The 13,436-nt window shown below is 69.3% G+C and carries 11 protein-coding genes; 6 read left to right on the forward strand and 5 right to left on the reverse strand.

Annotated elements, in window-relative coordinates; translation table 11 throughout:
• Positions 1-143: 143 nt before the first annotated feature.
• The 5 genes from D7X12_RS31215 to D7X12_RS31235 form a co-directional block, all read right to left on the reverse strand.
• Positions 144-2,699: a 1-acyl-sn-glycerol-3-phosphate acyltransferase gene (locus D7X12_RS31215; protein WP_120628895.1), complete on the reverse strand. Its 2,556-nt coding sequence runs from the start codon at positions 2,697-2,699 to the stop codon at positions 144-146.
• 14 nt (positions 2,700-2,713) lie between these two features.
• Entirely contained in the window at positions 2,714-4,435 is a 1,722-nt protein-coding gene (gene argS / locus D7X12_RS31220) for an arginine--tRNA ligase (protein ID WP_120628896.1), read from the reverse strand.
• Between the two features lie 74 nt (positions 4,436-4,509).
• On the reverse strand, positions 4,510-6,213 hold the full coding sequence (locus tag D7X12_RS31225) for a hybrid sensor histidine kinase/response regulator (protein ID WP_120628902.1): 1,704 nt from the start codon (positions 6,211-6,213) through the stop codon (positions 4,510-4,512).
• 111 nt (positions 6,214-6,324) lie between these two features.
• Entirely contained in the window at positions 6,325-7,053 is a 729-nt protein-coding gene (locus tag D7X12_RS31230) for a HEAT repeat domain-containing protein (RefSeq protein ID WP_120628897.1), read from the reverse strand.
• Positions 7,054-7,152: 99 nt separating this feature from the next.
• Positions 7,153-8,334 carry a DnaJ C-terminal domain-containing protein gene (locus D7X12_RS31235; protein ID WP_120628898.1) on the reverse strand — a complete coding sequence of 394 codons (1,182 nt, stop codon included), beginning with the start codon at positions 8,332-8,334 and terminating at the stop codon, positions 7,153-7,155.
• 117 nt (positions 8,335-8,451) lie between these two features.
• Here D7X12_RS31235 and D7X12_RS31240 point away from each other — a divergent pair, with 117 nt between their 5' ends.
• From D7X12_RS31240 to D7X12_RS31265, 6 genes are all read left to right on the forward strand, one after another.
• Entirely contained in the window at positions 8,452-9,180 is a 729-nt protein-coding gene (locus D7X12_RS31240; protein WP_120628899.1) for a hypothetical protein, read from the forward strand.
• On the forward strand, positions 9,177-9,671 hold the full coding sequence (gene rimI, locus D7X12_RS31245; protein ID WP_120628900.1) for a ribosomal protein S18-alanine N-acetyltransferase: 495 nt from the start codon (positions 9,177-9,179) through the stop codon (positions 9,669-9,671). The genes D7X12_RS31240 and rimI overlap by 4 nt, the downstream gene beginning before the upstream one ends.
• 152 nt (positions 9,672-9,823) lie before the next feature.
• Complete coding sequence (gene rpsL, locus D7X12_RS31250) at positions 9,824-10,195, forward strand: 30S ribosomal protein S12 (protein ID WP_014395857.1); 372 nt, start codon at positions 9,824-9,826, stop codon at positions 10,193-10,195.
• A 154-nt stretch (positions 10,196-10,349) separates the two neighbouring features.
• Positions 10,350-10,820 carry a 30S ribosomal protein S7 gene (gene rpsG / locus D7X12_RS31255; protein ID WP_014395858.1) on the forward strand — a complete coding sequence of 157 codons (471 nt, stop codon included), beginning with the start codon at positions 10,350-10,352 and terminating at the stop codon, positions 10,818-10,820.
• A 152-nt stretch (positions 10,821-10,972) separates the two neighbouring features.
• A complete protein-coding gene (gene fusA, locus D7X12_RS31260; protein WP_120628901.1) occupies positions 10,973-13,048 on the forward strand; it encodes an elongation factor G in 2,076 nt (691 codons plus the stop codon).
• Positions 13,049-13,189: 141 nt separating this feature from the next.
• Positions 13,190-13,436: GTP-binding protein (locus tag D7X12_RS31265; protein ID WP_233602280.1), on the forward strand; the 247-nt coding region annotated here is incomplete at its 3' end.

A 13,436-nucleotide genomic window follows, 5' to 3' on the forward strand; every position in this document is an offset into this window, starting at 1 on the left:
GGATGGAGGGGTGGCGGCACGGTGGGCCCTACCGGCTGCGGGTCGCTGGGAGGGGAAGCTTCATCCACCGTGTCGTCTCCTGCCCCTCCGCCCGGGGCGGAGGGTGGGGTGCCGCGTGCGCTTCGGGGTGCCGCGGGCGGGACTCAGGCCCGGTGCAGGTACGCGCGGAGGGCATCCGCGAGTGGGTTCTTCTGGGGCAGATGGGCCGCGGCTGCAGGGTCCCCCAGCTTCAGCTTCTTGTCCTCTTCCACGAGGATGCGCTGATCCAACAGGTACTCCACCGCGTTCTCCAGCGTCGTCTTCGCCAGCGACTCGGCGGCGGTGATGCGGCCGGCGTTGTACTCGCCGCGCCCCGTCTCCAGCGCCAGCTTGACGAAGGCCTTGCGGTCGGTGGCGACGCCCGCGGCCACGTCGGGCAGGGTCATCGCCGCCAGCAGGTAGGCCTCCAGGAAGTCGCGCAGCAGGTCCGCCATGAACTCCAGCTCCGGCTGCGCGTGCGCCTCGGGCGCCTGCTTGAGCGTGTCGCCGTCCTGGATGACCAGGCCCATGCGCGCGAGCCGCTCCACGCACTCGGCGAAGATGGTGTCGAACGACGCGCCCACCCGGTAGATGAACTCCACCTTGAAGAGGCGGGACAGGAACAGCGCGCGGGCCTTCACGACGTCGTACGGCGCGGGCGTGCCGGCGAGCAGCGCATTGGCCACGAGGCTGCGCGCGGCCACCAGGTTCATCAGCGTGTTCTTGTAGAAGGACATCTCCGCGCGGCGCGCGTCCTCCACCTGGTAGCTGACCTCGCCGCGCGCCTCCTTGGTGCGCACCATCTCGTCGGAGATGAACTCGCGCATGGCGTCCTGGACGGGGCCCAGCGTCTCCGGGTTGCTGGGTGCGTTGACCAGCTCCGCGGACAGCCGCGCGCCGTCCTCGTGCGCGATGCGGCGCAGCAGGCTGATGCGGTCGGTGAGCTCGCGCTGCGTGAGGCCGCGCCGGCGGTGGGCCAGCAGCGACGCGCTCACCAGCGCGTGCGGCGTGACAGTGGACACCTTGCTGATGCCGTACATCACCCGGTTGCCCAGCGCGCGGACCAGGCCCTTCTTCTGCTCGTCCGTCACCGGCACCTGCGGTGACAGGCCACGGGCCTGCATGAACTCCACCAGCGACAGCGGCTCGTCGAAGGTGAGGTGGATGCGCCCGTAGCGCGCCGCCAGCACCTTGGGCGCGCTCAAGAGGGCCTTGAGGTCCTCCGGCTTCTTCTCCCCGCCGGCCAGCTCCTTCGAGTAGCTGTCGGACTCCACGACCTTCTCGTAGTCGATGGAGACGGGCACGAAGTAGAGGTCGTTGCGCGCGCCGTCCAGCACCGCCTCCACCTGCCACGTGAGCATGCCCAGCTTGGGCGTGAGCAGCTTGCCCGTGCGCGAGCGGCCGCCCTCGGGGAAGAACTCCTGGTGGAGGCCGTCGTGCACCAGCTTCTTGATGTACGCCTTGAAGGTCGCGGCGTAGACCTTGTCGCCCTTGAACGAACGGCGCAGGAAGAAAGCGCCGCAGCGGCGGAACAGCGGCCCCAGGGGCCAGAAGGACAGGTTGGCGCCGGCGGCGACCAGCGGCGCCGTGTAGCCACGGCTCCAGAGCACCCAGCTCATCACCAGGTAGTCCACGTGGCTCTTGTGGCTGGGGCAGAGCACCACCGGGGCGCGTCCCGCGGCCTTGAGCGCGCGGTGCAGGCCCGCCTCGTCCACGCCGATGCCGTCGTAGATGCGGTTGAACACCCACTCCAGCACGGGCGCGATGAGCGCCAGCACGGACGGGTTGGGCCGGGCCGCGATGGCCTCCAGGTTGCGGCGGGCCTCGCGCTGCACGCTCGCCGGCTTGCGGCCGGTGGCGGCGGCGTGCTCGTCCAGCGTCTTGCGCAGCTGCCGGTCGCGCAGCGTCTCGTCGATGAGCCGGGCGGTGGGCTTCTGCGGCGGGCCGAACACGGCGCGCGTCTCACGCGCCAGGTGCACGTGCAGCGCGCTGCGCACCTTGCGCGCCAAGACCTCATCGGTGGCCTGCGGGTTCTCCTCGATGAAGCGGCGCAGGTCGATGGGCTCTCCCACGCGGAACTGCGCGCGCTTGTAGTTGCGGAAGAACGCCACCATCGAGTGCACGAAGCCCGGCGCCTCCGGGCTGCCGAACACCACGTCGCGCCAGCCCGGCTTCAGCTTCGCGGCGCGCTTCTCCCAGACGAACAGCTCCGGCACCAGGAACACCGGCCGCTCGGAGCCGCGCGCCAGCCGCACCAGGGCAGGGAAGGGGTCCTCGCGCGTCTCCTTGCCGGAGGCGTGCAGGAGCGCCGTGCGGCGCAGGAACACGAGCCCGCTGCCGCCCTGCTGGCCGGCGTAGCGGAAGCGCTCCTCCACCTCGCCGGCGTGCGCCGTCTGCCGCCACGGCTTCGTGAACCAGGGGCGCAGGTTCACCACCGCGCGGATGGGCGGCATGGCCCGGCGGACCATGGCCCACGCGAGGTAGAGGAAGTTGATCCAGGCCGTGGTGCGCATGACGTGCACCACGAAGCCCCGGGCGCTGAGCGCCCGCAGCTCGTTCTCGGCCTCGGGGGGAAACAGCACCCCGTCGAAGTACCGTGCCCCGAGCACCCGGGACATGGGACCGAATTCCTCCTTCAAGGCCTCTCCTTGCGTCACGGTCTGCACCAGCGCGGTGTCCACGGCAGCCCCCCAGGCTACATGTTTTCCGGCGTCGGGATGCCCAAGAGCCTCAGGCCCGCGGCCAGGGTGATGCGTGTCGCGTCCGTGAGGGCCAGTCGTGCCGCCCTCACCGGATCATTGCCTTCCACCAGGATGCGCTTCTCCCGCTCCTTGTTGCCGGCCGTGTAGTAGCGGCTGTACGCCGCCGCCACGTCCAGCAGCAGCCGCGCGACGAGGCTCGGCTCGTACTGCTCCGCCGCCGCCCGCACCACGTCCGGCAGGCGCATCAACTCGCGCACCAGGGCCTGCTCCTCCGGCAGCGTCAGCAGTGCCGGATCATAGCTTGCCGGCACGCCGCCGCCCTTGCGGAGCACGTTCGCGCTGCGCGCGTGCGCGTACTGGAGATACGGCCCGGTGTGCCCCTCCAGGCTCGTCACCTCATCCCAGTCGAACGTGTAGTCGCTGGCGCGGTTGTGCTTCAGGTCGCCGAAGACGATGGCGCCCAGGCCGATCTGCTCCGACAGCGCGTCGGCGTCCGCCGTCTCCAGGTTGCCCGCGGCGACGTTCTCCTTCACGCGCTCGAGCACGCGCTCCTTCGCCTCGTCCAGGACCTGATCCAGCTCCACCACCTGGCCCTTGCGCGTGCTCATGCCGTGGATGCGGCCGAACGGCACGTGGATGCACCGGTCCGCCCACGGCTGGCCCATCTCCGTCAGGGTGCGGAACACCTGGCGGAAGTGCAGCGCCTGGTCCTGCGCGACGACATAGAGCGACTTGTCGAACTGGAAGCGCGCAAAGCGGTCCTCGGCCGCGGCCAGGTCACGCGTGGCGTAGAGCGTGCTGCCGTCGTTCTTCTTCAGGAGGACGGGCGGCTCGTTCTCCGCGTAGGGCATGTCCACGATGATGGCGCCCTGCGACTCCTTCACGCCGGGCTTCTTCGCGATCTGCTCGATGACCGCGTCCATCTTGCCCTGGTAGCGGCTCTCGCCTTCGATGTGCTCGAAGGAGATGCCCATGCGCGCGTAGACGCGCTTGAAGCCGGTGATGCTGGTCTCCCGGAACTGGCTCCAGAGCTTCATCGCCTCCGGCTCGTTGGCCTCCATGCGGCGGAAGAACTCGCGGGCCTTCTCGTCGAAGGCGGGGTCCTCCGCGGCGCGCTTGTTGGCCTTGACGTACACCTCCACCAGGTGCGCCATGTTGGTGATTCGCGCGGGGTCGCCGTACTCCTGGAAACCCACGGCCACGAGGCCGAACTGCTTGCCCCAGTCGCCCAGGTAGTTGATGCCCTCCACGCGCCAGCCCAGCGCGCGGTAGAGGTTCGCGATGCAGTGGCCCAGGAACGTGGTGCGCAGGTGGTGGAAGGCAATGGGCTTGGCGATGTTGGGCGACGAGTAGTCGATGACCACCGTCTTGCCCTTGCCCGCCTCCACGTCGCTGCCGTAGGCGACGCCCGCGAGCCGCACGCTGTCGATGACCTCCTGGGTGAAGGGCAGGGGAAGGAATCGCGCGTTGACGTATGGGCCCACGGCCTTCACCTCCAGGCCGGGAACCTGGAGCGACTGCGCCAGCGCCGCGGCGATGGCGGGCGGCGCCTTCTTCTGTGCCTTGGCGAGCGGGAAGGTGGCGAAGCTCAGGTCGCCGTGCTCGGGATCCGCGGGCTTCACCTGCGAATCGATGTCAGCAGCGGGGACGCCCAATGCCCCGGCAAGAGCCTGGGCGAACGCGGCGCGGTAGCGGGAATAGACGGAAGTGCTCATGGGCCGCGCGGATACTACCCAAGGCGGGGCGCCTTCCTGCCACCTCTTCTGTGGCGAAGGCGCCCGGGCGTCGTTCAGGGCACTGCGGGGCCGCGGTTGCGGGGGCGCACCACGGCGGCCACGGTGTCCAGCAGCTTGGGCAGCTTCAGGGGCTTCTCGAAGTACCCGTCAATGCGGTCCGGACCTTCACCCGAGGTGAGGGACGCGACGTCGCTGGCGCCGGAGATGATGTAGACGACCACGTCCGCCAGGGACTCGGTGGTGCGGATGAAGTGCAACACGGAGCGTCCGTCCTCGCCCGACAGCCGCAGGTCCAGCAGCACCATGGCCGGCCGGATGTGGGACAGGATGGAGCGCGCCTCGGCGGCGCCGGACGTGGCCATCACCCGGTAGCCCTCCTGCTCCAGCACCTGCTCCAGCACCTCGCGGCAGTCCACGTCGTCCTCGACCAGGAGGATGCCGCCCGCCTTGGGCGCGGCCTGGCTCAGGTCCGGGGCGCTGACGGCGCTCGCGAACAGGGGCAGGACCATCTGGAACGTGCTGCCCTCGCCCAGCACGCTCGAGGCGTCCACGCGCCCGCCGTGCAGCGCGACGATCTTCGCGACGAGGGGCAGGCCCAGGCCCGCGCCCGGGGGACGCGGCATGCCGGGCTGCGCGCGGTAGAACGAGTCGAAGACGTGCTCCAGCGCCTCGGCCGTCATGCCCTGGCCGGAGTCCTTCACCGTGAGGGTGCCCAGGCCCTCGGCGGACGCCACGCTCACCTCGACGACGTCGTCCGTCTCGCTGTGGTGGATGCCGTTCTCCACGAGGTTGTGGATGGCCTCGGAGATGCGCTCGCGGTCGCCGCGGACGAACACCTCCGGGCACGGCGGAATCACCACGCGCACGCGGCTGTGCTCGGCGGCGGCGCCCAGCCCCCGCACCACCTCTTCCGCCACGGCCTTGAGGCCGAAGGGGCGCTGGTTGAGCTGCATCTTCCCAGACGACAGCCGGGACATCAGCACCAGGTCGTTCACCTGCTGCAACAGCCGGTCGGAGTTGCGATCGCAGATCTGCACCGCGCGGCGCTGACCGTCCGTGAGGGCGCCCAGCTTCTCCCGGCCCAGCATGGCCAGGTAGGCCTTGATGGTGGTGAGCGGGTTCTTCAAATCGTGGGACACGTTGCCGAGCAGCTCCTCGCGGTTCTGCTCCAGGCTCTTGAGCCCCGCGATGGCCGTCTGCAGGTCCTTGTTGCGCCGGGCGCTGTCGTCGCGCAGCCGGGCCACCTCGTACGCGGCGGTGAGCTGCGCCGCCAGCGACTGCATCAGGATGTCGGATGCCCTGCGCCGGGCGCCCAGGACGACGAGCACGCCCGTCACGCCCTGTGGCCCCTCCAGCGGCACGGCGACGGTGTCGTCCTCGCGCAGCAGGGCCTTGTCGGTGAAGCAGCGACCCACCACGCCCTCGCCCGGGACGGCGGCGGTGACGCGCTCGTCGTAGCGGCCGCGCACGTGCTCCACGTGCAGCTGGTTGCGCGACGGGAAGTGGCGCGCGACGTAGCAGACCTTGGGCTTGAGCAGCGTGTGGAGCGTCTGCAGCTGCGCCCGCAGGGCCTCGGTGGGGCCCGCGTTGTCGGTGAGCTGACGGCCCATCTCCAGCAGCGCCTGGGCAGCGGAGTCCGTGTCCACGGGAGGCGGGGGCTTCGCCGCCCGCTTCGGTGGAGCCTTCTTCACGGTGGCGGCAGCGGGGCGCAGGTGGACGACTTCAGCGAGCTGCGGACCCTTCTTCTTCGATGGCACGGGTGAATCCTGCTTCATGTCTCCCGTGCGAGGGAACCACCCTGGTGTGTGCCAGCCCCCGGGGAGGGGGCCCATGTCCGGTGTCCGACAGCGCGACCGTTCGCTGCCTGCTCAAGCCCGGCGCTGGATGCGGCCGTCCTTGTCCAGGCTGTAGGGCTCCACGAGCGCGGCCTGCACCTTGTCCTGGTAGCCCTGCACCGCGAAGCCGCTCTCCGCCAGGGCCGCCAGCGCGGCCGTCTGCACGCGGCGCGCGGTGTCCTCGTTGGTGAGCAGCTGGAGCAGGGGCTCGCGGGCCGGCTCGTACTTCAGGGAGCCCAGGACGTTGATGGCGGCGATCTTCACGTCGTCGGACATGTCCTCCAGGAAGGGGAGGACGGCGGGGGCCACGCGCGGGTCCTGCTTGCCCTGGACGTGGTGGAGCAGGACGACCTTCTTCTCCGGGTCGCGCGTGTAGCGGGTCGACAGGTGCTGGAGCGTGTCCGCGATGACGCCCAGCAGCGCGTCCTCCGCCAGCAGCTCCTGGAGCACGCGCAGCGCCCAGGACGTGGCGTGCTCGCTCTGTTTGAGGAACGCGCTCACCGGCGCGACGGCCTCCTGGCCGAAGCCCTTGATGAGCTCGAAGGTGTGCTCCTTCTCGTCCGCGTCGGTGGTGAGCGGGTCCACGGTGATGGTGAACCGGCTGAGCAGCACCGTCACGGCCTCGGGGTACTTCATCTCCCCCAGCTGCTGCAGGGCCTTCTGCCGCGTGGAAGGCTCCCCATACTTCTGGGTCACCTTGGACTTGAGCTTGAGGGCTTTTTCGGGGCCCGAGCCGCCCGTGAAGAAATCGAAGAGACCCATAGGTACGTACCCGCTCCGGATTCGGAAGGTGGAGGCGCCATGTAGGACGGGGCGCCTTCCAGGACAAGAGGCAACAAGTAGCAACGAGAGGCCATCACACTACAGTGTCAGCTCCCGGCGGACGTCGCCCCGGTAGGCCCGCGCCAGCGCTTCCGCGGCCTCGCGGGCCTCGGCGGTGGCCTCCTCGGGGACCTTCACCTGGAGCAGGAGGTACATGTCGCCGGGCGTTCCGCCCCGGAGCGACGGCACGCCGCGCCCCTTGAGCCGCATCTTCCGGCCGGACTGTGAACCGGGCGGCACCTTCAGCGTCACCTCGCCCTGGAACGTGGGCACGCGCACCTCGCCCCCCAGGAGCGCCTCGGACACCGTCACCGGCAGGTCCAGGTACAGGTCGTCGCCTTCGCGGCGCACGAGCGGGTGCTCGGCCACCTCCGTCTCGATGTAGAGGTCGCCAGGGGCCCCGCCATGGACGCCCGCCGCGCCCTGACCGGCGAGCCGCACCTTGGAGCCCGTCAGGACGCCCGCCGGAATCTTCACCGTCAGCCGCGTCGTCTCCTCCTGGATGCCGCTGCCACCGCACTGGGTGCAGGACTCCGGGGCCCGGCCGCTGCCCCGGCAGGTGGGGCACACGCCCGAGCCGCCAAACACGGCGCCGCCCCGTCGCGAGCGGCCGGTGCCGTTGCAGGTGGGGCAGGTGACGAGCTTTCCGCTGTGGCCCTCGCCATGGCACTTGCTGCAGCGGCCCGGGCGCTGGAGGGACAGCGTGCGCTCGGTGCCGGACACGGCCTCGGCGAGGGAGACCTGGACGCGGGTCGTCAGGTCGTCGCCGCGCTCGGCCGCCGTCGCCCTGCTGCCGCCCCGGCCCCGGCCGAAGAGGTCGCCCACGTCGAAGCCGCCGCCGTGCCCGCCACTCCCCGCGCGCCCGAAGATGTCGTTGAAGAGGTCCCCCAGGTCCACGCCCTCGGTGCTGAAGGGGATGCCCCCGCCGCCACTGCCCCCGGCCGCCTGGGCGGCCCGGTACTGGCGGTAGGCCGTGGCCTTCTTCTCGTCGAAGCCGATCTTCTCCGCGTCCTCGCCGAACTCGTCGTAGAGCGGGCGCTTCTTCGGGTCGCTCAGCACCTCGAAGGCGCTGTTGATGCGCTTGAACTTTTCCTCCGCGCTCTTGTCACCCGGGTTGACGTCCGGATGGTGCTGGCGCGCCAGCTTCCGGAAGGCCTTCTTGATCTCGTCCGCGGACGCCGTCCGTGGCACGCCCAGAATCTGGTAGTAGTCGTCCGCCATAGTTCTCGCCGTGCAGTACCCGACATCCCGCAACGTAACCAGCGGGGCGGTGAGCGCCAGCACGGGATGTCCGGACAGGGCCGGGATGGTTACAGTCGCCGGAAGATGAGGAAGGTCATGCCAGCACCGCGCGGACGTCGAGCGGTTCACCTGGGGCTGGCGTGCTGGCTGCTGGGCACCCCCCTCATGTCCTGGCTCGGGACCACCGCCCATGCCGCCGCGCCCGCGCCAGCCGTCTCCCGGGACGAGGGCAGGGTGATGGACCGCGTCGTGGCGGTCATCGAGGGCCAGGTCCTCACCCAGAGCGAGCTGGAGATGGAAGCCCGGGTGGCGCTGATCCAGCGAGGGGCCGTGCAGGTCGCCGCCCTCCCGCTGGACGAGCAGACCCTCCAGGGAGCCCTGGAGCTGTCCATCAACCAGCGGCTCCAGGTCCTGAGCGCGGACCGGTTGCAGGCCTTTCCGGCGGAGCCCGCGGAGGTGGAGGCCCGCCTGGACGCGTTCCGGACACGGCTGGGAGGGGAGGAGGGGCTGCGGCGCTTCCTCGCCCGGCACGACGTGGACCGGGAGGCCCTGCTGGCCGTGCTGGCACGGGGGCTCCGGGCGGAACGGATCCTGGACAGTCGGGTCCGCTTGAAGGCACAGGTGAGCGAAGCGGAGGTGCGCCACCATTATGACGAACACCGGGACGTGTACCCCGGCGAGTTCGACCAGGCGGCGCGCACGGCCATCCGCGAACAGCTCGTGCGGGCGCGCTACGGGGAGCTGGCGGCACAGGCCCTGGCTGAAGTACGCAAGTCGGCGCAGGTGCGGCGCGTGGCGCCCTTCGCGCGGGAGGCACGGCGATGAGACGGCTGCGGGAGGACGGGACTCCCGAAAAGGCGCAGGGCTTCATCATCCGGCAGATGACCGTGGACGACATGCCGGCGGTGATGGCGCTGGAGAAGGCGTCCTTCAAGAACCCCTGGTCCCCGGAGCTGCTCCAGCGCGAGCTCCAGCACGACTGGTCCACCATCCTGCTCGTGGAGGAGCCGTTGCCCGAGGGCGGCGTGGCCCTCCTGGGGCTGGCCATCTTCTGGATCGTCCACGACGAGGTCCACATCCTCAACGTGGCCACGGCCCCCATCCACCGTCGCCGGGGCGTCGCGCGCACGGTGATGGACGAGGTGCTGCGCCGGGGCGTCGCGCGTCGCTGCTCCCTGGCCACGCTGGAGGTGCGCCGGGGCAACGAGTCCGCCCTCAGCCTCTACCGCTCGCTCGGCTTCCGGCCAGTCGGCATCCGGCCGAACTACTACGCGGACGAGGGCGAGGACGCGATCGTGATGGTCCTCGACTTCTAGGAGTACGCGGAGTAGAGCGTCCGGCCCGGGGATTGGCCATGCTTGACACCCGGGGGCCCCTCCCTATACTCGCGGGCCTTTCTGTAGCCTGTAGGTAGATATGCTCCGCTTTCGTGTGTCCGGAAGCGGTTCCCATCGAAGAAGAGGTTTCAGTGCCGACCATCAGCCAGCTCGTCCGCAAGGGCCGCGAGAAGCTCAACATCAAGGGCAAGAGCCCTGCCCTGAAGGAGTGCCCCCAGAAGCGCGGCGTGTGCACCCGCGTCTACACCACGACTCCGAAGAAGCCGAACTCCGCGCTCCGCAAGGTGGCCCGCGTTCGTCTGACCAACGGCATCGAGGTCACCTCCTACATCCCCGGCGTGGGTCACAACCTCCAGGAGCACTCGGTGGTGATGATCCGCGGAGGCCGCGTGAAGGACCTCCCGGGCGTTCGCTACCACATCATCCGCGGCACGCTGGACTCCGTGGGCGTTGCCGGTCGCAAGCAGAGCCGTTCGAAGTACGGCGCGAAGCGTCCCAGCTAGTCCCCCCGCGCGTCGTTGGCGCGGAACACCTTCGCAGTCCTTGAAGTTGTGTCGGACGCTGGCCCCACACCCTGGGGAGTGTCCTTTCGAAGTCCAAGTCTTGAAGCCCCGCGAAGCTTTCCTCTGAAGAGGGGAGTGGGGCGTAAGGGAAGAGATGCCTCGTCGTCGCGTAGTCGCCAAGCGGAAGATTCTCCCGGATCCGAAGTTCCAGGACCGGCTCGTCACCAAGTTCGTCAACGACCTGATGCGCAAGGGGAAGAAGTCCATCGCGGAGGGCGTGTGCTACGGCGCCTTCGCCCTCATGGAGGAGCGCGCGAAGGAAGACCCCCTCAAGACCTTCAAGAAGGCCCTCGACAACGTCAAGCCGGTGCTTGAGGTCAAGAGCCGCCGTGTCGGTGGCGCCACCTACCAGGTCCCCGTGGAGGTCCGTCAGGATCGCCGCGTCGCGCTCGGCATGCGCTGGATCATCTCCTACGCCAAGGCGCGCGGTGAGAAGACCATGCAGGAGAAGCTGGCCGGCGAGATCATGGACGCCGCCAACAACCGCGGCAACGCGGTGAAGAAGCGTGAAGACACGCACAAGATGGCGGAGGCGAACAAGGCCTTCGCGCACTACCGCTGGTAGGTCCCCTCAGGGGCTTCGCGGTTGCCGCCCGGATGCGCGATCAGCGTCCGGGCGGTTTTGTTTGTCAGCACAGCAGGTTCTCTGAGATGTCCGGTCGGTGGGTGGGCAGGGCCGCTTCCGGCGCCTCCCGCCTCCCTGGAAGGAACTGAGTCATGGCCCGTGAGTTCCCCCTCGAGCGCTACCGCAACATCGGCATCATGGCGCACATCGATGCCGGCAAGACGACCACCACCGAGCGGATCCTGTTCTACACAGGCGCCATCCACAAGATGGGCGAGGTGCACGAAGGCACCACCACCACGGACTGGATGGTGCAGGAGCGTGAGCGCGGCATCACCATCACCTCCGCCGCCATCAGCGCCTTCTGGGAGCGTGAGGGCCACCGCTACCGCGTGAACATCATCGACACGCCGGGGCACGTGGACTTCACCATCGAGGTGGAGCGCTCGCTGCGCGTGCTCGACGGCGCCATCGCCGTGTTCGACGCGGTGAACGGCGTCGAGCCGCAGTCAGAGACGGTGTGGCGCCAGGCGGACCGCTACAAGGTCCCGCGCATCTGCTTCATCAACAAGATGGACCGTGTGGGCGCGGACTTCGAGATGTCCGTCGGCACCATCCGCGAGAAGCTGGGTGCGCGCCCCGTGCGCATGCAGCTGCCGCTGGGCGCCGAGGACAAGCTCAAGGGCGTCATCGACCTGGTCCGCATGAAGGCGCTCGTCTTCCAGGAGCAGGAGCAGGGCAGCAAGGTCGACATCGTGGAGATTCCGGAGGAGTTCCAGGCCGCGGCGGACGCCGCGCGCGCGGAGCTGCTGGAGGCCGCGGCGGAGCAGGACGACGCGCTCACGGAGAAGTTCCTCGAGGGCCAGGAGCTGACCGAGGAAGAGGTGCGCCGCGCCATCCGCAAGGGCTGCGTGGGCCTGAAGCTGTTCCCCGTGTTCTGCGGCTCGGCGTTCCGCCACAAGGGCGTGCAGCCGCTGCTGGACGCGGTGATTGACTACCTGCCCAGCCCGCTGGACGTGCCGCCCATCCAGGGCAAGACGCCCAAGGGCGAGGACGCGGTGCGCGAGACGCGCGACGACGCGCCCTTCAGCGCGCTGGCGTTCAAGATCATGAACGACCCGTCCTTCTCGTCGCAGACGCTGACGTTCCTGCGTGTCTACTCGGGGAAGCTGGAGGCGGGCACGGCGGTCTGGAACTCCGTGAAGGGCAAGCGCGAGCGCGTCAGCCGGCTCGTGCAGATGCGCGCGGACAAGAAGGACGAACTCACCGAGTGCTACGCCGGTGACATCTGCGCCGTGGTGGGCCTGAAGCTCGCGACGACGGGCGACACGCTCTGCGACGACAAGCAGCAGATCGTGCTGGAGCGGATGGAGTTCCCCGAGCCGGTCATCGACATCGCCATCGAGCCGAAGTCCACTGCGGACCAGGACAAGATCATCCAGTCCCTGCAGCGGCTGGCGATGGAGGATCCGTCCTTCCGCGTGCGCACCAACGAGGAGACGGGCCAGACGCTCATCGCCGGCATGGGCGAGCTGCACCTGGAGATCATCGTCGACAGGCTCCTGCGCGAGTTCAAGGTCGACGCGAACATCGGCAAGCCCCAGGTGGCCTACCGCGAGACAGTGACGACGACCCAGACGGCGGAGGGCAAGTACATCCGTCAGACGGGCGGCAAGGGCCAGTACGGCCACATCAGCCTGCGTGTATCGCCCAACGAGCCCGGCAAGGGCTTCGAGTTCCTCAACAGCATCACCGGCGGCGCCGTGTCCAAGGAGTTCGTGGACGCCGCGCGCGACGGCGCCCGGGAGGCCATGCAGAACGGCCCCGTGGCCGGCTACCCCATGGTGGACGTGAAGGTGGAGGCCTACGACGGCTCCATGCACGACGTGGACTCGTCGGAGATGGCGTTCAAGATCGCCGGCTCACTGGCCTTCAAGGACGCCGTCCGGGCGGCCCAGCCGGTGCTCCTGGAGCCCATCATGGCCACCGAGGTCCTCACCCCCGAGGCCGCCATGGGCGACGTGATTGGCGACCTGAATGCACGGCGAGGGAAGATCCTGGGGATGACGCCCCGGCCCGGCGGCGTGCAGGCCATCCAGGCAGAGGTGCCCCTGGCCGCCATGTTCGGCTACTCGACCGACCTGCGCAGCAAGAGCCAGGGAAGGGCGACGTACACCATGCAGTTCAAGCACTACGCCGCCGCGCCCAAGTCAGCGCTCAACCGCTGACGCCCTGCCTGCAGGGGAGGCCGCCGGGCGAATTGTATTGACGTTCCAGCGGCTTTGAAGCACACGCAGCACCGCTCGGGAGTTCTCTCCCAAAGTTCCAGACCGCCGGGGTTGCACCGGTGCCGTCGTGAGGAGTGGTTCATGTCCAAGGAAAAGTTCGACCGCAGCTTGCCCCACGTGAACATCGGAACGATTGGGCACGTGGACCACGGCAAGACGTCGCTGACGGCGGCCATCACGAAGGTGCTCGCGAAGTCGGGCGGCGCCACGTTCATGGCGTACGACCAGATTGACAAGGCGCCGGAGGAGCGGGAGCGCGGCATCACCATCTCCACGGCCCACGTGGAGTACAAGACGAAGAACCGCCACTACGCGCACGTCGACTGTC

It is taken from the genome of Corallococcus sicarius (assembly GCF_003611735.1).
Taxonomy (GTDB): domain Bacteria; phylum Myxococcota; class Myxococcia; order Myxococcales; family Myxococcaceae; genus Corallococcus; species Corallococcus sicarius.